Annotated in this window: 18 protein-coding genes; 10 read left to right on the top strand and 8 right to left on the bottom strand. The window is 71.1% G+C overall.

Going from position 1 to position 19,974, the window contains the following annotated elements:
* Positions 1-142 precede the first annotated feature (142 nt).
* A complete protein-coding gene (locus ACXYMW_RS18820; protein WP_459036874.1) occupies positions 143-715 on the bottom strand; it encodes an acyl-CoA thioesterase in 573 nt (190 codons plus the stop codon).
* 143 nt (positions 716-858) lie between these two features.
* Between ACXYMW_RS18820 and ACXYMW_RS18815 the strand changes: the two genes are divergently transcribed.
* Positions 859-1,152 carry a YggT family protein gene (locus ACXYMW_RS18815; protein WP_459036873.1) on the top strand — a complete coding sequence of 98 codons (294 nt, stop codon included), beginning with the start codon at positions 859-861 and terminating at the stop codon, positions 1,150-1,152.
* Positions 1,153-1,249: 97 nt separating this feature from the next.
* A complete protein-coding gene (recQ, locus tag ACXYMW_RS18810) occupies positions 1,250-3,310 on the top strand; it encodes a DNA helicase RecQ (RefSeq protein WP_459036872.1) in 2,061 nt (686 codons plus the stop codon).
* A gap of 31 nt (positions 3,311-3,341) precedes the next feature.
* Here recQ and ACXYMW_RS18805 read toward each other — a convergent pair whose 3' ends face one another.
* Entirely contained in the window at positions 3,342-4,733 is a 1,392-nt protein-coding gene (locus tag ACXYMW_RS18805; RefSeq protein ID WP_459036871.1) for an aminotransferase family protein, read from the bottom strand.
* A gap of 77 nt (positions 4,734-4,810) precedes the next feature.
* Entirely contained in the window at positions 4,811-6,196 is a 1,386-nt protein-coding gene (locus tag ACXYMW_RS18800) for a multicopper oxidase family protein (protein ID WP_459036870.1), read from the bottom strand.
* A gap of 166 nt (positions 6,197-6,362) precedes the next feature.
* Here ACXYMW_RS18800 and crcB point away from each other — a divergent pair, with 166 nt between their 5' ends.
* The 8 genes from crcB to ACXYMW_RS18760 all read left to right on the top strand — a co-directional run bounded on the left by crcB (position 6,363) and on the right by ACXYMW_RS18760 (position 13,803).
* Positions 6,363-6,740: a fluoride efflux transporter CrcB gene (gene crcB / locus ACXYMW_RS18795; RefSeq protein ID WP_459036869.1), complete on the top strand. Its 378-nt coding sequence runs from the start codon at positions 6,363-6,365 to the stop codon at positions 6,738-6,740.
* Positions 6,737-7,780 (top strand): RluA family pseudouridine synthase, encoded by a 1,044-nt coding sequence (locus tag ACXYMW_RS18790; RefSeq protein ID WP_459036868.1) that lies wholly within the window; start codon positions 6,737-6,739, stop codon positions 7,778-7,780. Before crcB ends, ACXYMW_RS18790 begins: the two co-directional genes overlap by 4 nt.
* Positions 7,777-8,454: an HAD-IA family hydrolase gene (locus ACXYMW_RS18785; RefSeq protein ID WP_459036867.1), complete on the top strand. Its 678-nt coding sequence runs from the start codon at positions 7,777-7,779 to the stop codon at positions 8,452-8,454. Before ACXYMW_RS18790 ends, ACXYMW_RS18785 begins: the two co-directional genes overlap by 4 nt.
* On the top strand, positions 8,451-9,161 hold the full coding sequence (locus ACXYMW_RS18780) for an ATP12 family chaperone protein (RefSeq protein WP_459036866.1): 711 nt from the start codon (positions 8,451-8,453) through the stop codon (positions 9,159-9,161). Before ACXYMW_RS18785 ends, ACXYMW_RS18780 begins: the two co-directional genes overlap by 4 nt.
* Positions 9,162-9,362: 201 nt before the next feature.
* Positions 9,363-10,382 (top strand): amino acid ABC transporter substrate-binding protein, encoded by a 1,020-nt coding sequence (locus ACXYMW_RS18775; RefSeq protein WP_459036865.1) that lies wholly within the window; start codon positions 9,363-9,365, stop codon positions 10,380-10,382.
* Positions 10,383-10,512: 130 nt separating this feature from the next.
* Positions 10,513-11,727 carry an amino acid ABC transporter permease gene (locus tag ACXYMW_RS18770; protein WP_459036864.1) on the top strand — a complete coding sequence of 405 codons (1,215 nt, stop codon included), beginning with the start codon at positions 10,513-10,515 and terminating at the stop codon, positions 11,725-11,727.
* 1 nt (position 11,728) lies between these two features.
* A complete protein-coding gene (locus tag ACXYMW_RS18765; RefSeq protein ID WP_459036863.1) occupies positions 11,729-13,021 on the top strand; it encodes an amino acid ABC transporter permease in 1,293 nt (430 codons plus the stop codon).
* A 14-nt stretch (positions 13,022-13,035) separates the two neighbouring features.
* Complete coding sequence (locus tag ACXYMW_RS18760) at positions 13,036-13,803, top strand: amino acid ABC transporter ATP-binding protein (RefSeq protein WP_459036862.1); 768 nt, start codon at positions 13,036-13,038, stop codon at positions 13,801-13,803.
* Positions 13,804-14,219: 416 nt separating this feature from the next.
* Here the strand turns inward: ACXYMW_RS18760 and ACXYMW_RS18755 are convergent, their stop codons facing one another.
* From ACXYMW_RS18755 to ACXYMW_RS18735, 5 genes are all read right to left on the bottom strand, one after another.
* Positions 14,220-14,708 (bottom strand): SixA phosphatase family protein, encoded by a 489-nt coding sequence (locus ACXYMW_RS18755; RefSeq protein ID WP_459036861.1) that lies wholly within the window; start codon positions 14,706-14,708, stop codon positions 14,220-14,222.
* Between the two features lies 1 nt (position 14,709).
* Positions 14,710-15,588: an acetylglutamate kinase gene (gene argB / locus ACXYMW_RS18750; RefSeq protein WP_459036860.1), complete on the bottom strand. Its 879-nt coding sequence runs from the start codon at positions 15,586-15,588 to the stop codon at positions 14,710-14,712.
* A 236-nt stretch (positions 15,589-15,824) separates the two neighbouring features.
* Positions 15,825-16,478 (bottom strand): ribosome biogenesis GTP-binding protein YihA/YsxC, encoded by a 654-nt coding sequence (gene yihA, locus ACXYMW_RS18745; protein ID WP_459036859.1) that lies wholly within the window; start codon positions 16,476-16,478, stop codon positions 15,825-15,827.
* 34 nt (positions 16,479-16,512) lie between these two features.
* Positions 16,513-18,333 carry a membrane protein insertase YidC gene (yidC, locus tag ACXYMW_RS18740; protein ID WP_459036858.1) on the bottom strand — a complete coding sequence of 607 codons (1,821 nt, stop codon included), beginning with the start codon at positions 18,331-18,333 and terminating at the stop codon, positions 16,513-16,515.
* Between the two features lie 302 nt (positions 18,334-18,635).
* The coding region (locus tag ACXYMW_RS18735) for an EAL domain-containing protein (protein ID WP_459036857.1) at positions 18,636-19,974 on the bottom strand (1,339 nt) is incomplete at its 5' end.

Here is a 19,974-nt window from a genome sequence, read left to right as displayed (position 1 = left end):
CGCGGGGCCGTGCCCGGCTCCCGCGGCGCTGCCCGGGCGCCGGCGCCGCCGGGGGCAGGACGGGTTACCAGGTCCGCTTCGATACCGCGGAGGCGCCCCGGGCTGGGCAGCGCGTGCCGGCGCGCGCCGGGCCGCGGGCCGGTCAGCCGGTGGCGCGCAGCGGCGCGGTCTCGGCGGCCGGGTCCTGCTGCGGCGGCCAGGGACGGCGGTCCTCGGCGGCGCACCAGGCGGCGATCCAGTCCGGCATGTGCGGCGCGGCAATGTCGCGGCCCATCGCGGCCAGCATCTCGGCCGGCGCCACGATGCCCTGGCCGCCGGTCACCGCGGTGCGGAACAGCGCGTGGCTGGTGCAGGTGCCGTCGGGGCGCCACATGGATTGCTCGAGATAGAAGAAGCGCTTGTCCCAGGTGACGATGCGCGAGCGCATGATGAGCCGGTCGAAGGCGCGCACGCGGCGCCGGTAGCGCACGCTCGACCCGGCGATGGTCAGGCCCCAGCGCCGCGCCCGCAGCACGCCGACCATGCCGCCGCGATGCGCCATCGGGATGCGGCCGAGATCGTAGAGCGTCAGGGTGCGGCCGTTGTTGAGCTCGCGCCAGAGGTCGAGATCCCAGGGCCAGCAGATGTGGTGGGAGACGTGATCCTCGCCGACCTCCAGCGCCGGGGCGGAGCGGTGGACGAGGATTTCCTTGAACAGGCGCAGGAACGGATACATCGGCGGCCTCCTTCGCCGGAGTGCCTCGCCGTCCCGGCGCCCGAGGTCAAGCGCGACCTCGCGGCACAGCCGGGGCGGTCTTGCGCGCGGACCGCGCGCCGCATAGGTCTCGGGGCGCGCCCACAGCCCCGAAAGGATGCCCGATGCAGTCGCTCTTCCAGATCCTGATGCTCATTCTAGACGTGATCTGGTTCTTCATCATCGCGCATGTGATCCTGTCCTGGCTGATCAATTTCCAGGTCCTGAACATGCGCCAGCCGCTGGTGGCGCAGATCTGGGACGGGCTGAACCGCCTGCTGGAGCCGGCCTATTCGCGCATCCGCCGCATCCTGCCGCCGATGGGCGGGCTCGACCTCGCGCCGCTGGTGGCGCTGATCGCGGTCTATGCCCTGCGCATCATCCTCGCCAACAATGCCGGCGCCTTCTACGGCTACTGATGCCGCCCGGGCGGCGCCGGGTCCCGGCGCCGGCCGTTCAGCATTGCGCAATCCTGCCACGGTTACCTAGGCCCCCCAGGACACGAGTTCCGCCGCCATGAGCCTCGACGCCCCCCGCACGCTGCTGCGCGACGTGTTCGGCTTCGACGATTTCCGCCCCGGGCAGGGCGAGATCGTGGAGGCGGTGGCCGCCGGCCGCGACGTTCTGGCGATCATGCCGACCGGCGGCGGCAAGTCGCTGTGCTACCAGCTGCCGGCGCTGATGGGGGCCGGGCTGACGCTGGTGATCTCGCCGCTGATCGCGCTGATGCGCGACCAGGTGCGCGGGCTGCGCGAGGCCGGCGTGGCGGCCGGGGCGCTGACCTCGGCCAACACGCAGGAGGAGACCGAGGCGGTCTGGGCGGCGCTCGAGGCGGGCGAGATGCGGCTGCTCTACCTGGCGCCGGAGCGGCTGGCCTCGGGCGGCACGGCGCGGCTGCTGTCGCGCGCCGGGGTGGCGCGGATCGCCGTCGACGAGGCCCATTGCGTCAGCCAGTGGGGCCACGATTTCCGCCCCGACTACCTGCGCATCGGCGAGCTGCGCCGGGCGCTGGACGTGCCGCTGGCCGCCTTCACCGCCACCGCCGATGCCGAGACCCGCGACGAGATCGTGGCCCGGCTGTTCGGCGGCGGGGCGGCGCCGCAGGTCTTCCTGCGCGGCTTCGACCGGCCCAACATCCACCTGGCCTTCGCCCCGAAGGACCGCCCGCGCGAGCAGATCATGGCCTTCGCCGCGGCCCGGCGCGGCCAGTCCGGCATCGTCTATTGCGGCACAAGGGCGCGGACCGAGAGCCTGGCCGCGGCCCTCGACGCCGCCGGCCACGCCGCCGCCGCCTATCACGGCGGCATGGAGGCCGAGGCGCGGCGCGCCGTGGAGGAGCGCTTCGCCACCGAGGACGGTCTGATCGTGGTGGCTACGGTGGCCTTCGGCATGGGCGTCGACAAGCCCGACATCCGCTGGGTGGCGCATGCCGACCTGCCCAAGAGCATCGAGGCCTATTACCAGGAGATCGGCCGCGCCGGGCGCGACGGCGCGCCGGCCGAGACGCTGACGCTCTACGGCGCCGACGACATCCGCCTGCGCCGCGCGCAGATCGACGAGAGCCCGGCGCCGCCGGAGCGCCGCGCCGCCGACCATGCCCGGCTCAACACGCTGCTCGGGCTGGCCGAGGCGCTGGGCTGCCGGCGCCAGCGCCTGCTGGCCTATTTCGGCGAGGCGGGCGCGCAGCCCTGCGGCTTCTGCGATCTCTGCGACACCCCTCCCGAGACCTTCGACGCCACCGAGGCGGTCCGCAAGGCGCTGTCGGCGGCGCTGCGCACCGGCGAGAGCTTCGGCGCCGGGCACCTGATCGACATCCTGACCGGCAAGGTCACCGACAAGATCAGCCAGCGACGGCACGACGAGCTGCCGACCTTCGGGGTCGGCCGCGAGCTCGGCCGCGCGCAATGGCAGGCGGTGTTCCGGCAGATGATGGGCCGCGACCTCGTCCGCCCCGATCCCGAGCGCCACGGCGCGCTGGTGATGACCGAGGCGGCGCGCCCGGTGCTGCGCGGCGAGGAGGGCGTGGAGCTGCGCCGCGACACCGTCGCCAAGGCGGCGGAGCGCCGGCCGGCGGTCAGGGCGCTGGTCTCCGAGGAGGACGCGCCGCTCCTGTCGGCGCTGAAGGCCAAGCGGCGGGCGCTGGCCGAGGCCCAGCAGGTCCCGGCCTACGTGATCTTTCCCGACCGCACCCTGATCGAGATGGCCGAGACCCGGCCCGCCGATCTCGACGCCATGGCGCGGATCACCGGAGTCGGGGCCAAGAAGCTGGAGCGCTACGGCGCCGCCTTCCTCGAGGTAATCACCGGCGCCGAGACGCCGGAGGCGCATCCCGCCCGGCGCCGTCTGGCGCGGCGCGACGGCGCCGGCGCGCTCTACGACCGGCTGCTGGCGGCGCAGGCCGACCTAGCGCGCGGCCCGGACGGCACCGAGAAGCCGCTCTCCTGCTCGGCGGCGCAGCTGGCGCGCCTGTCGGAGCAGCGGCCCGACGACCTGGCCGGGCTCGAGCGGCTGCTCGATGCGCGCCGCGCCGAACGGTTCGGCGCGGCCTTCCTGGAGATCCTGCGCGACGCCGGCTGAGCCGGCGCCCCGGTACGGGCGACGACCCGGCTCAGCCGAAGACCCGGCCCAGCGCCCCGTCCACGGCGTCGACGATCTGGTCGATGTCGTCGCGGGTGGCGATCAGCGCGGGCGAGAAGCACAGAGTGTTGTTGCGCCCGGGGACCGAGCGGTTGGTGGCGCCGATGATCACGCCCTGGCCCATGCAATCGCCGACCACCGCCTTGACCTGCGCCTCCGCGACCGGCTCCTTGCTGTCGCGGTCGGCCACCAGCTCGGCGCCCTGGAACAGCCCCTTGCCGCGCACGTCGCCGACCACCCGGTGGCGCGCCTTCAGCCCCTCCAGCCGGTCGAGCATGTAGGCGCCCATGCGCTCGGTATTGCCGAGCAGATCCTCGTCCTCGATGATGCGCATGTTCTCGAGCGCCGCCGCCGGGCCGGCGGTGCAGCCGCCGAAGGTCGAGATGTCGCGGAAATAGTCCAGCGGATCGCTCTCGTCCGACTTGAACAGGTCGAAGACCTTCTCCGAGGTCACGCAGCAGGCGATGGCGGCGTAGCCCGAGGCCACGCCCTTGGCCATGGTGACGAAATCCGGCTCGACGCCGTAATGCTGGTAGCCGAACCAGGTGCCGGTGCGGCCGACGCCGCAGACCACCTCGTCGATATGCAGCAGGATGTCGTATTTGCGGCAGATCTCCTGGACCTTCTGCCAATAGCCCTCGGGCGGCACGATGACGCCGCCGCCCGCGGTCACCGGCTCGAGGCAGAGCGCGCCCACGGTGTCCGGCCCCTCGCGCAGGATCACCTGCTCGATCTGCTCGGCGGCCCATTCGCCGTAATGCACCTCGGGCGCGCCGTCCTGTTCGTGGCGGCGGTATTCGAGGCAATGCGGCACCTTCACGAAGCCCGGCGCGAAGGGCCCGTACTGGGCGTTGCGCTCGTCCTGGCCGCCGGCCGACAGGCAGCCGATGGTGGTGCCGTGGTAGTCGCGGTCGCGGAACAGGATCTTGTGCTTCTTGCCGCCATAGCGCTTGTGGGCGATCTGGCGGACCATCTTGAAGGCCTTCTCGTTCGCCTCCGAACCCGAGTTGCAGTAATAGACCCGGGACAGTCCCGGCATCTTGGAGATCAGCTTCTCGGCGAACAGCGCGCCCGGCACCGAGCCCGCGGCGCCGGCGAAGTAGTTCATTTTGCAGAGCTGGTCGTAGACGGCGCGGGCGATCTCCTCGCGGCCATAGCCCACGTTCACCGTCCAGACCGCGCCCGAGACCGCGTCGAGATGCTCCTTGCCGGCCTGGTTCCAGACCCGCATGCCCTTGCCCTCGATCAGGATGTTCGGATCCGAGGTCTCCCACGGCTTGTGCTGGCTAAGGTGGTGCCAGACATGGGCCTTGTCGGCGGTGACGATGTGGCTCAGATCGTTCGGGCTCAGCGTGCCGTCCATCAGACGCTCCTTCGCGCAAAAGCGGGGTTTGACCGTTTGATAAAATCCTGCACGCGGGCAGGACCTCTGGCAAGGCCCTAGCCAGTGACGCGGATCCAGGTTCCCATGCCGCCGGCATGATGCGCCAGCATGTGGCAATGGAACAGCCAGTCGCCGGGATTGTGCGCCGCAAAGGCGATTTCACGGGTTTCGCCCGCCGCCACCAGCAGCGTGTCGCGCAGCGGCCCCAGCCCGCCCCCGGGCAGAACCTCGGAGAAGTGCATGCCGTGCAGATGCATGGCGTGGGGAAACGCCGTGTCGTTGGCGAGGCCGAGGCGCACGCTGTCGCCGCGGGAGACGGTCAGGAGCGGCTCTGCGGGGCGCCCGGCAATGCCGTTCAGGGCCCAGAAAAAGCCCTGCTGCGCCAGCTCGCGGCCGCCCAGCCGGGTGCCGTCGAGCGTCGCCTCGGAGAGGCCGCGCATCGCCCCGCCCTCCATCAGCACCGCCGCGTTGCGCGTCGCGGCGAGGTCGATCGGGTATACCTCGTTGGGCGGCAGGGCGGCGGGGGCGGGGCGCCGCGCGGCGCTGCCCGCCTCGACCTGAAAGACCGCCTGGGCGTAGCCGCCGTCGCGCTCCAGCGACACCAGGAGCGCATCCTCGCCCGCCTCGGCGGTGACGTCGACGATCAGGTCCACGCGCTGCGCCGGGCCGAGGACCAGCGTCTCGGGCAGGGCCTCCGGCGCCGCCAGCGGCATGCCGTCGAGCGCCACCTGCCAGCCCTCGAGCCCCTGCAGGCCGAGGCTGAAGATGCGCGCCGTGGCGGCGTTGACGAGGCGCAGGCGCAGCCGGTCGCCGCGCGCCACCGTGCGCTCCCAGGCGAAGGCGCCGTTGGTCAGGGGCACGTTGCCGATGCGGCCGCCATGCGAGCGGTCGAAGGCGTTGTCGAAATCCTCCAGCAGTTCGGCGCGGTCGCCCAGGCGGATGTCGTCGAGCATCAGGGTGATGTCGTGATCGACCTCGGGCGGTTCCGCCTCGGTGACGATCAGCGGCCCGTAAAGGCCGCGCTCGACCTGTTCGGTGCTTTGCAGGTGGCTGTGATACCAGTAGGTCCCGGCATCGGGCAGCGCGAAGTCGTAGCGGAACCGGCCGCCCGGCGGGATCGGCGGCTGGGTCACGCCGGGCACCCCGTCCATGGTGTTGTCGATGCGGATGCCGTGCCAATGCAGGCTGGTCGGGTCGGGCAGGTCGTTGATCACCTCGCGGCTCAGCCGCGCGCCCTGGGCCAGCCGCAGCTCGGGCCCGGGAAAGGCGCCCTCGACGGTCCAGAGCGCGGTGGCGGGGTAGTCCGCGGGGGCGATCTGGTGCTGCGACGGCGCCAGCCGCAGGGTGTCGGCCGCCGCGGTCGCGGCAGCGCCGATCCGGGGCAGGGCGGGGAGCAGCCCGGCAGCGGCGAGGCCGGCGAGGGTCTGGCGTCGGGTGAACATGGCAGGTCTCCTTGTCGCGGCGGACGGTAGCGCAGCGCCCCGGCCGCCGGAAGGGCACGACGCCGTGACCGCGGGGCCGCCGACGGGCGCGGCTCCGGCCGGCCGCCGCCCGGACCGCCCGGCCTTCCGCTTGACTCCGGGGGCGCGAGACGCAATGTCGCCGCGCATGAGCCTCACCCTCCTTCAGGTCGCCCTGGGCGGCGCGCTGGGCGCCACGGCGCGCCATCTTACAGGCCTTGCGGCGCTGCGCCTTGCCGGGCCCGGCTTTCCGTGGGGCACGCTGACGGTCAACGTGGCCGGCTCCTTCCTGATGGGGCTGCTGGCGGTGGCGCTGACGCATTGGGGCGCGGCGCGGCTCTCGCCTTTGCTCCTGACCGGCATCCTCGGCGGCTTCACCACCTTCTCGGCCTTCTCGCTCGACGCGCTGACGCTCTGGGAGCGCGGCGCGGCGGGGCAGGCGGCGCTCTATGTCGCCGGGTCGGTGGCCCTGTCGCTGGCGGCGCTGGCGCTGGGCCTCGCGGCGGCGCGGGGGGCTCTGGCATGAGCGGCGTGCAGACCATCATTGTGGAACCGGGCGAGGGCGATCAGCGGCTCGACCGCTGGCTCAAGCGGCGCTTCCCGCAGCTCGCCCAGGGCCGGATCGAGAAGATGTGCCGCAAGGGCGAGCTGCGCGTCGACGGCGGCCGGGTGAAGGCCGCGACGCGGCTCGAGGCCGGCCAGCAGGTCCGCATCCCGCCGCTGCCCGAGCCCGGCGCGGTGGCTTCGCGCCCGAAGCCCGCGGTGAGCGACGCCGATGCCGAGATGATCCGGTCGCGCGTGCTCTACCGCGACGCCCACGTGCTGGTGCTGAACAAGCCCGCCGGGCTGCCGATGCAGGGCGGCTCCAAGCAGGACCGGCATGTCGACGGCATGGCCGAGGCGCTGATCTTCGACGCCGAGGAAAAGCCGCGGCTGGTGCACCGGCTCGACAAGGACACGTCGGGGGTGCTGGTGCTGGCGCGCACCCGGGCGGTGGCGGCGGCGCTGACCGCGGCCTTCCGGGCCCGCGAGACCCGCAAGATCTACTGGGCCGCGGTCGCCGGGGTGCCGGAGCCGCGCATGGGCACGATCCGCTACGGTCTCGTCAAGGCGCCGGGCCACGGTGCCGGCGGCGAGGGCGAGAAGATGCTCTGCCTGCATCCCGACGAGGTGAAGACCCGTGAGGGCGCCAAGAACGCCACCACCGACTATGCCGTGCTCTCGGGCCTCGGCGGCCGGCTGAGCTGGGTCGCGCTGGTGCCGGTCACCGGGCGCACCCACCAGCTGCGCGCCCACATGGCCGAGCTTGGCCACCCGGTCGTGGGCGACGGCAAGTATGGCGGCTCGGGGCAGGAGAATCTGGGCTCCGGATGGGGCGCGCAGCTCGGCGGCGAGATCAGCCGCAAACTGCATCTGCATGCCCGCTCGCTGACCCTGACCCACCCGGTGACCGGCGCGCGGCTGCACGTCACGGCGCCCTTGCCCGACCACATGGCGCGGACCTGGGACTACGTGCAATGGGATGTGCGCGACGTGCCCGACGACCCCTTCGCGGAGGAGGCATGACCGATCTGCGCCTGGTGATCTTCGACGTCGACGGCACCCTCGTCGACAGTCAGGCCGACATCGTCGCCTCGGTCGGCGCGGCCTTCGGCCAGATGGGCCGGGCGGCGCCCGCGCGCGACGCCATCCTCGGCATCGTCGGCCTGTCGCTGCCCGAGGCGATGGCGGTGCTGGCGCCGGATCTGTCGCCCGCCGAGGTGGCCGAGGCGGTGGCCGGCTACAAGGCGTCCTACCAGACCCTGCGGGCGCGCGGAGACGTGCGCGTGACCTCGCCGCTCTATCCCGGCGTCCGGCAGGTGATCGAGACCCTGCATGCGCATCCCGAGACGCTGCTCGGCGTCGCCACCGGCAAGTCGCGGCGCGGGCTCGAGGCGGTGCTGGGCGCGCACGGGATCCGGCCGCGCTTCGTCACCGCGCAATGCGCCGACGACCACCCCTCGAAGCCGCATCCGGCGATGATCGAGGCGGCGCTGGCCGAGACCGGGGTGCCGGCGCATCGCGCCGTGATGGTGGGCGATACCAGCTTCGACATGGACATGGCGCGGAGCGCCGGGGTCACGCCGATCGGCGTCGCCTGGGGCTATCACAGCCCCGAGCGGCTGGGCCCGGTGCACCGGCTGCTCGACCGGATGGACGACCTGCCCGCGCTGCTCGACACGCTATGGGAGACGGCATGAGCGAATGGGCCCCGAAACGCTTCTGGACCGACGCCGCGGTGGTGGCGGCCGGCGCGGGCTACGCCGTGGAACTCGACAGCCGGCCGGTCAAGACCCCGGCCAAGACGCCGCTGGTGGTGCCGAGCGCGGCGCTGGCCGAGGCCATCGCCGCGGAATGGCGCGCCCAGGGCGACCGCATCGATCCGACCACCATGCCGGCCACCCGCGCCGCCAATGCCGCGCTCGACAAGGTGCGCCCGCAGCATGACGAGGTCGCGGCGATGCTCGCCGATTACGGCGACAGCGACCTGACCTGCTACCGCGCCGAGACCCCGGCGGAGCTGGCGGCGCGCCAGGCCGCGGCCTGGGATCCGCTGCTCGACTGGGCGGACGAGACCTTCGGCGCCCGCCTCGCGCCGCGCCTGGGCATCGTGCACGCGCCGCAGGACGCCGAGGCGCTGGCCCGGTTGCACCGGGCGGTGCTGGCGCTCGACGCCTTCGAGCTGACCGCGTTCCACGACCTGGTGGCGCTCAGCGGGTCGCTGGTGATCGGGCTCGCGGCCGAACGCGGCGCCTTCGAGGCCGAGGATCTCTGGGCCCGGTCGCGGATCGACGAAACCTGGCAGCAGGAGCTCTGGGGCGCGGACGAGGAGGCCGTCGCCGCCGCCGAGGCGAAACGGCAGGATTTCCTGGCCGCCCGCCGCTTCCTCACCCTCGCGCGGGCGTGAGCCATTCCGGTTTCCGCGGCGGCAGCAATTGAAATTGCGGCCTTTCGGCGCGGCCTTTGGCTTGACCTTACAAAAGCCTTGCGCCCAAACTCCGGGCACTGGGAGCGGCAGCTTTTTGCCGGTCCGGGTCTTCACCGGCTCTCCTCGGAGGGCCGTCCGAACCGCCCCGGCAGGGGGCGGGCGAAACAGGAAGAGGTAAACATGAACACATCCGTGACTCTTGGCGCGCTGACCCTCGCGGGCCTTCTGGCGGCCGGCGCCGCCGGGGCGCAGACGCTTGAGGACGTGAAATCGCGCGGCAAGCTGAACTGCGGCGTCACCACCGGTCTGGTCGGCTTCGCCGCGCCGGATGCCAACGGCGAGTGGAGCGGCTTCGACGTCGCCGTCTGCCGCGCCGTCGCCGCGGCCGTGTTGGGAGATCCCACCGCAGTGGAATTCGTGCCCACCACCGGCAAGACGCGCTTCACCTCGCTGGCATCGGGCGAGATCGACCTGCTGGCCCGGAACACCACCTGGACCTTCAGCCGCGACGTCGACCTGAAGTTCGAATTCGTCGGCATCAACTACTATGACGGCCAGGGCTTCATCGTGCCGAAATCGCTCGGCGTGTCCTCGGCCAAGGAACTCGACGGCGCCACGGTCTGCATCCAGACCGGCACCACGACCGAGCTCAACCTCGCGGACTACTTCCGCAAGAACAACATGGAATACGAGCCGGTCCCGATCGAGACCAATTCCGAGGCGCAGCAGCAGTACCTCGCCGGGGCCTGCGACACCTACACCACCGACGCCTCCGGCCTCGCCGCGACCCGCGCCGCCTTCGAGAACCCGAGCGAGCACGTCGTGCTGCCCGAGATCATCTCCAAGGAGCCGCTCGGCCCGCTGGTCCGCCACGGCGACAACGACTGGGCCGACATCGCGCGCTGGACGCTGAACGCGCTGATCGCGGCCGAGGAATACGGCATCACCTCGGCCAATATCGAGGAACTCGCCGCCGGCACCGACAACCCCGAGATCAACCGCATCCTCGGCAACGAGGGCAATCTCGGCGAGATGCTGGGCCTCGACAACGAATGGGCCAAACGCGCCATCAAGGCGGGCGGCAATTACGGCGAGATCTTCGCCAAGAACATCGGCGAATCGACCCCGATCGGGCTGTCGCGCGGGCTCAACGCGCAATGGACCGGTTGCGGTTTGATGGACGCGCCGTCGTTCCGCTGACGACGACCCGGGGCGCGGCTCGGGCCGCGCCCCGGCTTCCTGACCATCAGGACAAGAACCGCGCCCGCGGCATGCCAGGACGGGATCAACCCGCCGGTTCATACGCCCGGGCCGCATCAGGGATATCCATATGACCACCATCAGCGACCCGCCGGGCGAGTCGTTCCGGCTTTCGATGCTGTTGAACGACACCCGTTACCGGTCCTACACGTTCCAGTTCATCGCGCTGCTCTGCCTGATCGGCTTCTTCGCCTGGCTGGGCTCCAACCTCGCCGCCAACCTGCGCGCCGCGGGGCTGAACATTTCCTACGACTTCCTCGACGATCCGTCGAATTACGACATCAACCAGACGCTGATCGACTACACGAGCCGGTCGAGCCATTTGCGGGCCTCCGTCGTCGGCCTGCTGAACACGCTCCTGGTCTCGGTGCTCGCCTGCATCACCGCCACCCTGATCGGCGTCACCGCCGGGGTGCTGCGGCTGTCCAACAACTGGCTCGTGCGCAAGCTGATGGCGGCCTATGTCGAGGCCTTCCGCAACGTCCCGGTGCTGATCTGGATCATCATCATCTTCACCGTGATGACTGCCGTGGCGCCGGCGCCGCGGGCCTTCCGGGGCGACGATCCCGAAGCCTCGATGCTGTTCGGCATGTTCGCCTTCACCAATCGCGGCGTCTACGTGCCGAAGCCGCTCTTCGAGCCGGCGGGCTACGCGGTGCTGGCGGTCTTTCTGGTCTCCATCGTCGCCGCGGTGATCTACCGCCGCTACGCCACCAAGCTGCTCTACGACACCGGGCGCATGCTGCCGATGGGCTGGCCCAGCCTCGCCATCGTCTTCGTTCCGGCGCTGGTGCTCTACTTCCTGCTCGGCATGCCGATCGGGCTGGAAATCCCCGAACTCGGCGGCTTCAACTTCTCCGGCGGCATCAACCTCCTCGGCTCGCTGATCGCGCTGTGGTTCGCGCTGGCGATCTATACCGGCGCCTTCATCGCCGAGAACGTGCGCGCCGGCATCCAGTCGGTCAGCCGCGGCCAGACCGAGGCGGCGGCGTCGCTGGGGCTCCGGCCGCGCCGGATCATGAATCTCGTGGTGCTGCCGCAGGCGCTGCGGGTGATCATCCCGCCGCTGATCTCGCATTACCTCAACATCACCAAGAACTCGTCGCTGGCCATCGCCGTGGGCTACATGGACCTGACCGGCACGCTGGGCGGCATCACGCTGAACCAGACCGGCCGGGCGATCGAGACCATCCTGCTGCTGATGGCCTTCTACCTGGCGATCTCGCTGGGGATCTCGGCGGTGATGAACGTCTACAACAACGCCGTCCGGCTGAAGGAGCGGTGAGATGAGCGACATGCACGAGCATTCCGTCGGCTTCTCGCGCGACACCATCATCCCGCAGCAGCCGCCGCCCTCGGCCGAGACCGGCGTCGTCCACTGGATGCGGGCCAACCTGTTCTCCACCATCCCCAACGCGCTGCTGACGCTGGCCGCGCTCTGGGTGCTGTGGGAGCTGATCACCGGGGTGCTGCCGTGGTTCCTGAACGGCATCTGGGACGCGCCGTCGCTCTCGGCCTGCCGCGAGATCCTGGGCGGCACCACCGGCGGCTGCTTCGCGGTGCTAAGCGAGCGCTGGAACCAGCTGCTCTTCGGCTTCCAGTATCCCTCGCATCTCTACTGGCGGCCGACGCTGGCCTTCGTGCTGCTCTTCGTGGCGCTGGCGCCGGTCCTGTTCCGCAACACCTTCCCGCGCGCCCTGCTGGCCTTCACCGCGATCTACCCGTTCCTGGCCTACTGGCTGATCTGGGGCGGCTCGGCGCTGACCCCGGTCTTCGCCGCCTTGGGCTTCGTGCTGGGCTACATGGTCTGGCAGCGCTTCATCGCGAAGAGCTTCGCGCTGGCCTTCTTCGGGGCCATCGTCGCCGCGGCGGTCTTTTGGTGGCTGACCGGCCTGCTCGATGTCGGCGGCGTGCTGGAACTGCGCCCGGTCGCCTCGCGCAACATGGGCGGCTTCATGCTGAACCTGATCCTCGGCACGGTCTGCGTGTCGCTGTCGATCCCGTTCGGCATCGCGCTGGCGCTCGGGCGGCAATCCAACATGCCGATCATCAAGTGGATCTGCGTGGTCTTCATCGAGTTCGTGCGCGGCGTGCCGCTGATCACGCTGCTCTTCGTCGCCAACGTGGTGCTGGCCTACTTCCTGCCGCCGGGGACCAATTTCGACCTGATCCTGCGGGTGATCATCATGATCACCATGTTCGCCTCGGCCTATATCGCCGAGGTGATCCGCGGCGGTCTGGCGGCGCTGCCCAAGGGCCAGTACGAGGCCGCCGACAGCCTCGGCCTCGACTACCCGCAGGCGATGCGGCTGATCATCCTGCCGCAGGCGCTGAAGATCTCCATTCCCGGCATCGTCAACGTCGCGGTGGGCCTGTTCAAGGACACCACGCTGGTCTCGATCATCTCGATGTTCGACCTCGTCGGCATGATCCGCGGGCCGATCCTCGCCTCGACCGAGTGGAACGGCGTCTACTGGGAGCTGCTGGGCTTCGCCGCCCTGCTGTTCTTCGTCACCTGCTACGGCATCTCGCAATATTCCCAGTGGCTGGAGCGCCAGCTCGCCACGGATCACCGGTAAGGGGAGGGCCCGACATGGCCGAAACAGCCCAGATGCATGTCTCGAACGAGGTCGCGATCTCGATCCAGAACATGAACAAGTGGTACGGGTCGTTCCACGTTTTGCGCGACATCGACCTTACCGTCTATCGCGGCGAGCGCATCGTCATCGCCGGGCCCTCGGGCTCGGGCAAGTCGACGCTGATCCGCTGCATCAACGCGCTGGAGGAGCACCAGCGCGGCCGCATCGAGGTCGACGGCACGGTGCTGTCCTCGGATCTGAAGAACATCGACAAGATCCGCTCCGAGGTCGGCATGGTGTTCCAGCACTTCAACCTGTTCCCGCACCTGACCATCCTCGAAAACTGCACCCTGGCGCCGATCTGGGTGCGCAAGATCCCCAAGCACGAGGCGGAGAAGACCGCCATGCACTTCCTCGAGAAGGTCAAGATCCCGGAGCAGGCGGACAAGTATCCCGGCCAGCTTTCGGGCGGCCAGCAGCAGCGCGTGGCGATCGCCCGCTCGCTCTGCATGCGGCCGCGGATCATGCTGTTCGACGAGCCGACCTCGGCGCTCGATCCGGAGATGATCAAGGAGGTGCTCGACACCATGGTCGAGCTCGCCGAGGAGGGCATGACGATGCTCTGCGTGACCCACGAGATGGGCTTCGCGCGGCAGGTGGCGAACCGGGTGATCTTCATGGACCAGGGCCAGATCGTCGAGCAGAACGAGCCCGAGGAGTTCTTCAACAATCCCCGCAACGAGCGCACCAAGCTGTTCCTGAGCCAGATCCTCGGCCATTGAGGCGCGGCTCTACGCCCGCCGGGGGGCTGGCTGTGCGGGTTTCTTGAACCGTGCGCCCTGGTGCTTGCGGCACCGTGCACGACGCCGCGCAACGACGGGCCGCGGCGCGGCGATCCTCCGGTCGAGCGGCGGCGCTTTATTTCGGCCAAGATCGGACGACTTCGGTGGTGCGCCGAACATCGACCAAATCGCCGGGCCGGGGGGCGGCCCGGCGATGCGCGGCGGCCTGACGGCCTCGAGTCCGCGCCGGGCTGGGAGTGAGAGCTGCGCAGGGACATGGGACGCGGAGCGTGACAACACAGGTGTAACCGCGCGGGCGGTCCAGCACTGCGTTGCAGCGCGCTCGGCCTTGGTTCCGCGTGGCGCGGAAGGCGAGGCTCAGCGGCGTCGGCGGTCCGGGGCGCCGCCCGGGGCGGTCAGATCAGGTCGCGGGGCACCGTGAAATCGCGCACCGTGCCGCTGCTCCAGCCGAGATCGGACCACGCCGCCACCGGCAGGTCGGCGACCAGGGTGGCGGCGGTCGGGTAGCGGGCGAAATCGGGATGCGCGGGCGGCTCGGCGACGATCCGCGCCGCCACCGCCTGCAGGCCGGGATTGTGCCCGATCAGCAGCACGCTGCCGCCCTCGGCATGGTGCAGGGCGCGCAGCACGGTATGCGGTTCGGCGTGGTAGAGGATGTCCTCGAAGCGCGTCGGCGCGTCGAGGCCCAGCAGGTCCAGCGTCTCCCGGGTGCGCGCGGCCGAAGAGCACAGCACCAGATCGGGGCGGTGGCCGCGCAGGCGCAGCCAGTCGCCGATGGCGCGGGCGCTGCGCCGGCCGCGGGCATTGAGCGGGCGGGCGTGATCCGGTTCGCCCGCGGCCCAGTCGGATTTCGCGTGGCGCATCAGGATCAGCCGCCGGGACATGTCAGGCCCGGTATTCGTGCTTCGGCAGGTCCGGCGAGCGGATCAGCGAACCGGCGCCGTGCTCGGTGAAGAGCTCCAGCAGGCAGGCATTCGGCACCCGCCCGTCGAGGATCACCACGCCGCGCACGCCCTGCTCGATGGCCTTCAGCGCGGTCTCGGTCTTGGGGATCATGCCGCCGGCGATGATGCCGTCCTCGGTCATCCGGGCCACGTCCTCGGGCGACAGCTGGGTCACCACCTCGCCGGAGCCGTCCTTGACGCCGGCGACGTCGGTCAGCAGCAGCAGCCGGTCGGCCCTGAGCGCCCCGGCGATGGCGCCGGCGGCGGTGTCGCCGTTGACGTTGAAGGTCTCCAGCGGGTCCATGCCGGTGGCGACCGGCGCCACCACCGGGATGATGCCGGCGGTGAAGAGGTCGCGCAGCACCTGCACGTTCATCTCGATCGGCCGGCCGACGAAGCCGAGATCGGGGTCGTCGGCCTCGCAGACCATCAGGTCGTCATCCTTGCCCGACAGCCCGACGGCGCGGCCGCCCTCGTCCATGATGGCCTGCACGATGCGCTTGTTCACCAGCCCGGTGAGCACCATCTCGACCACCTCGACGGTGCGCTGGTCGGTGACCCGCTTGCCGCGCACGAAGGACGATTCGATGCCGAGCTTGGTCAGCATCTCGTTGATCATCGGGCCGCCGCCATGCACCACGATCGGGTTCATGCCGACCTGGCGCATCAGCACGATGTCGCGGGCGAAGCGCGCCATCTCGGTGGCGTCGCCCATGGCGTTGCCGCCGAATTTCACGACGACGACGGCGCCGTTGTAGCGCTGCATGTAGGGCAACGCTTCGGAGAGCGTACGGGCGGTGGCGTGCCAGTCTCGGTTCATGTCCTGCGGCTGCATCTCTCGAGGTCCGGATCCGGGGTTCGCAGGCGGTTATCGGCGCTGGCGGCGGGCTGTGCAAGGGGCGGGACGGCGGACAGGCCGGCGGGCGCGCCCGGGCGGGGCCCGGGCCGGGGGGAGGGGCGCTGCCCCTCTTGGCGGCTGCGCCGCCAATTCACCCCGGGATATTTCGGCTCAGAAGAAGGGGCGGGGACGGCGCGGGCCGGGGGGGCGGGGCCGGGTCAGTCGAGGGCGGCGATGGCGGCGCGCAGGCCGTCGAGGCCCTGGCCCTTCTCGGCCGAGGTCAGGACCAGTTCGGGATAGGCCGCGGGATGGCCGGCGAGGCGGGCCCGGACCTGGTCGAGGATGCGGCCGCGGTCCTTCTCCTTCACCTTGTCGGCCTTGGTCAGCACGGTCTGGAACGGCACCGCGCTCTGGTCGAGCAGGGTCATGATCTCCTCGTCGACCGGCTTCACGCCGTGCCGCGTGTCGATCAGCACGAAGGCGCGGCGCAGGTTGGCGCGGCCCGAAAGATAGGCCTTGAGCAGCGCCTGCCAGCGCGCCACCACCGCCACCGGCGCCTCGGCATAGCCGTAGCCCGGCAGGTCGACGAGGTAATGGCTCTCGCCCAGGGTGAAGAAGTTGATCTCCTGGGTGCGGCCGGGAGTGTTAGAGGCGCGCGCCAGCCCCTTGCGGTTGGTCAGGGCGTTGATCAGGCTCGACTTGCCGACATTGGAGCGCCCGGCGAAGCAGATCTCGGGGCGGTCGCCGGCCGGCAGCCCGTCCATCGCCACCACGCCCTTGAGGAAGTCGACCTGGCCCGAGAAGAGCTGGCGGCCGCGGGTCAGCGCCGCGCCCTCCGGCGCCTCGGCGAGCGGGAAGGGCAGGGCGCTCATCGCGCCCCGCCCGGCATGGACTGGCCGGCCGCGCTCATTTCTTGCCGTCGCCCTTGCCGGCCTCGGCGGGCTTCGAGCGCCGGAAGCTGGAGCGGATGTTGCCGAACACGTCGGGCTTGTAGCCCTGGCTCTTCATGATCGTGTATTGCTGCACGAAGGTGATGGTGTTGTTGGCGATCCAGTAGACCACGAGGCCGCTGGCGAAGCTGCCCAGCATGAACATGAACACCCATGGCATCCAGGCGAAGATCATCGCCTGGGTCGGGTCGGGCGGCGCCGGGTTCAGCTTCTGCTGCAGCCACATCGAGATGCCCAGGAGCAGCGGCAGGATGCCGATGAAGACCAGGGCCAGGATCGTGCCGGCCTCGGGCGCGCCCCAGGGCAGCAGGCCGAAGAGGTTGAAGATCGAGGTCGGGTCGGGCGCCGAGAGGTCCTGGAAGGGGCCGAAGAACGGCGCGTGGCGCAGCTCCAGGGTGACGAAGATCACCTTGTAGAGCGAGAAGAAGATCGGGATCTGCAGCAGGATCGGCAGGCAGCCCGAGGCCGGGTTCACCTTCTCGCTCTTGTAGAGCTGCATCATCTCCTGCTGGAGCTTCTGGCGGTCGTCGCCGGCGCGCTCCTTGATCTTCTCCATCTGCGGCTGCAGGTCCTTCATCTTGGCCATCGAGACGTAGGACTTGTAGGCCAGCGGGAAGAGCAGCGCCTTGATCAGCAGGGTCAGGGTGATGATCGCCACGCCCATATTGCCGATCAGGTTGTTGAGGTGGTGCAGGACCCAGAAGATCGGCTTGGTCAGGAAGAAGAACCAGCCCCAGTCGATCGAATCGACGAAGCGGTCGATGCCCTGGGCCTGGTAGGCGCCGAGCAGCGCGTATTCCTTGGCGCCGGCGAACAGCCGGGTCTCCACGGTGGCGCTGTCGCCGGGGGCCACGGTCAGCGTCGGCAGCACCGCCTCGGTCTGGAAGATGTCGCGGCGCTCGTCGTACTTGGCCACCGCCTTGAAGGGCTGGCCCGAGGCCGGGATCAGCGTCGATTGCCAGTAATGGTCGGTGAAGCCGATCCAGCCGTCCTCGGTGACCTGCATGACCTCGGCCCGGGCGCCCTCGGCGGCGTTCATGTCGAGATCGGCGAGGTCGCCCCAGCCGGTCTCGGTCAGGGTGTCGTCGGCCAGCGCGATGGCGCCCTCGTGCAGGATGAAGAAGTTCTTGGCATTCTCGGGCTCGCCATGGCGCGCCAGGATGCCGTAGGGGGCGAGCGAGGCCGACGCGCCGGAGCCGTTCTCGACCGACTGGGTGACGGTGAACATGTAATTGTCGTCGATCGCCAGGACGCGGCGGAAGGTCAGGCCGGCGGGGCTGTCCCAGCGCAGCGTCACCGGGGTCTCGGGGGTCAGCGCCTCGCCGTCCTCGAGCTGCCACTCGGTGTTCGGGCCGGGCACGTCGACCGGGTCGAGACCGCGGCCGGCGGCCCAGCCGTAGAGCGCGTAATAGGCATCCGAGCCGCCCACCGGGTTGAACAGGTGGACGATCTCGCTGTCCTCCTCGATGGTCTCGGTGTAGTCGCGCAGCTGCAGGTCGTCGATGCGCCCGCCCTTCAGCGAGATCGAGCCGGCCAGACGCGGCGTGTCGATCGTCACCCGGGGCGCGTCTTCGGCCGTGTCGGCACCCTCGTCGCTGTCGGTGGTCGCGGCATCGGGCTGGGCGCTCGGCGCGACGACCGGGCCGTCGGTCGCCTCGACGGCGTTCTGCGGCGGCTGCTCGGGCTGCTCGGGTGGCGGAAAGAGCAGGAACCACACCAGGATCACGATGAAGCTGAGCGCGGTCGCGATGATGAGGTTCTTGTTCTGGCTGTCCATGAGGCGCGGATCCCGGTCCTGTCAGGTGTGACCGGGGTTCAACAGACAGCACGCGCCAAGGTCAAGTTGAATCCGGGTCCGGGCGGCGGGCTGGCCGGACTTGGCGGCGCCCGCCGGGGGTCCGGGCCGGGTCTTTCTTGGCCAAGCGCGGCGCGCCTGCGGCTTTTCGGGCGGAGCGCGGCGGGACTGGCCGGGTGCGGGGGGCGCGGCACCGGGGACGGCGTCGGGGCCCGCGGTCAGGCCCCGGGCGGCGGCGCCGGCGGCCGGGCGCCCCCGGGCGCCCCCGAGCGCCTCCGGGCGGCTCAGCGGACGCGGCGGGTCAGGGCCGGGCCGGTCTCGGCCAGGCCGGCCGCGTGGCGGCGGGCCCAGCCGATCAGCTCGGCGGCGGGCATCGGCCGGGCGATGCCGAACCCCTGGACGTGGTCGCAGCCGAGCTGCGCCAGGAGCGCGTGCTCGCCCGGGGTTTCCACGCCCTCGGCCAGGGTGGCGACGCCGAGCTGGCCGGCGAGGCTGAGGATGCCCTGGACCATGCGGCGCTGGCGTTCCGCGCGGTCGAGCCCGGTGACGAAGCCGCGGTCGATCTTGACCCGGTCCACCGGCAGCCGGTGCAGGGTCAGGATCGAGGAATGGCCGGTGCCGAAATCGTCGAGGTCGATGCGGCAGCCCAGGGCCTGCAGGGCCGCGACGTTGCGTCCGACCGGGTCGCCGTCGCCCGAGGTAAACACGGTTTCGAGGATCTCGATGCCGATCCGCTCCGGCCCGAGGTCGTGGCGGTCGAGTTCCCATTGCAGCAGGTTCGGCAGCGCCGGGTCGCGCAGCTCCTCCTCGGCGAAGTTGAGACCGAGCCGGGGGATGGCGATCCCGGCCGCGTCCCAGAGCTGCAGCGCCTCGAAGGCGCCGGCGCGGATCGCCGCGCCGAAGGCGGGCATGTGCCCGCCGGCCGCCAGCAGCGGCAGGAAGCGGCCGGGCGCCAGGACGCCGCGATCGGGGTGGTGCCAGCGCGCCAGCGCCTCGACCCCGGTGATCTTGCCCGTCGAGGTGCAGATCTGCGGCTGGAACCAGGGACGGATCTGCCCGGTGGCGAGCGCCCGCGGCAGGTCGCGGGCCAGGCCGTCATCGCCGGCCGCGGGCCGGGCCGGGGCGCCGGCGGGCGGCGGCGCCCAGAGCCGGGTCGCGCCCGGCAGCGCCGATCCCCCGGCCGCCTGCGCCGCCTCGAGTGCCGCGGCCGCCCGGGCGACGAGTTCCGCCCCGGCGAGCTCCGGGTCGCCGGGCGCGCCGGCGGCGAGGCCGCAGCAGGCGGCCTGCAACGGCGCGTCGGCGCGGCGCCGCAGCGGCCGGTCCAGCGCCGCCCTGAGCCGGGCGGCGAGCGGGAGCAGGGTTTCCGGGCCGGGATCGGCACCGCAGCGCATCAGCACGCCGAAGCGCCCCGGCCCGAGATGCTGCAGCACGTCGCCGTCGTCGAGCACGCCGTGCAGGCGCGCCCGCAGCCGCGCCGCCGCGCCGGAGGCGGGGGCGCCGGGGGCGCCTGAGGGGGCGAATTGCGCGGACAGGATCAGGCAGACCAGCGCGTCCCCGGCGGCGCGGGCGGCGCGCAGCTCGGCCTCGGCCCGGGCGGCGAAGAGGGCGGCGGGCAGGCGGCGC

It is taken from the genome of Roseivivax sp. CAU 1761 (genome assembly GCF_054482755.1).
Note: the sequence above shows the minus strand (reverse complement) of the source record. Positions and strands in the feature narration are given on the sequence as shown.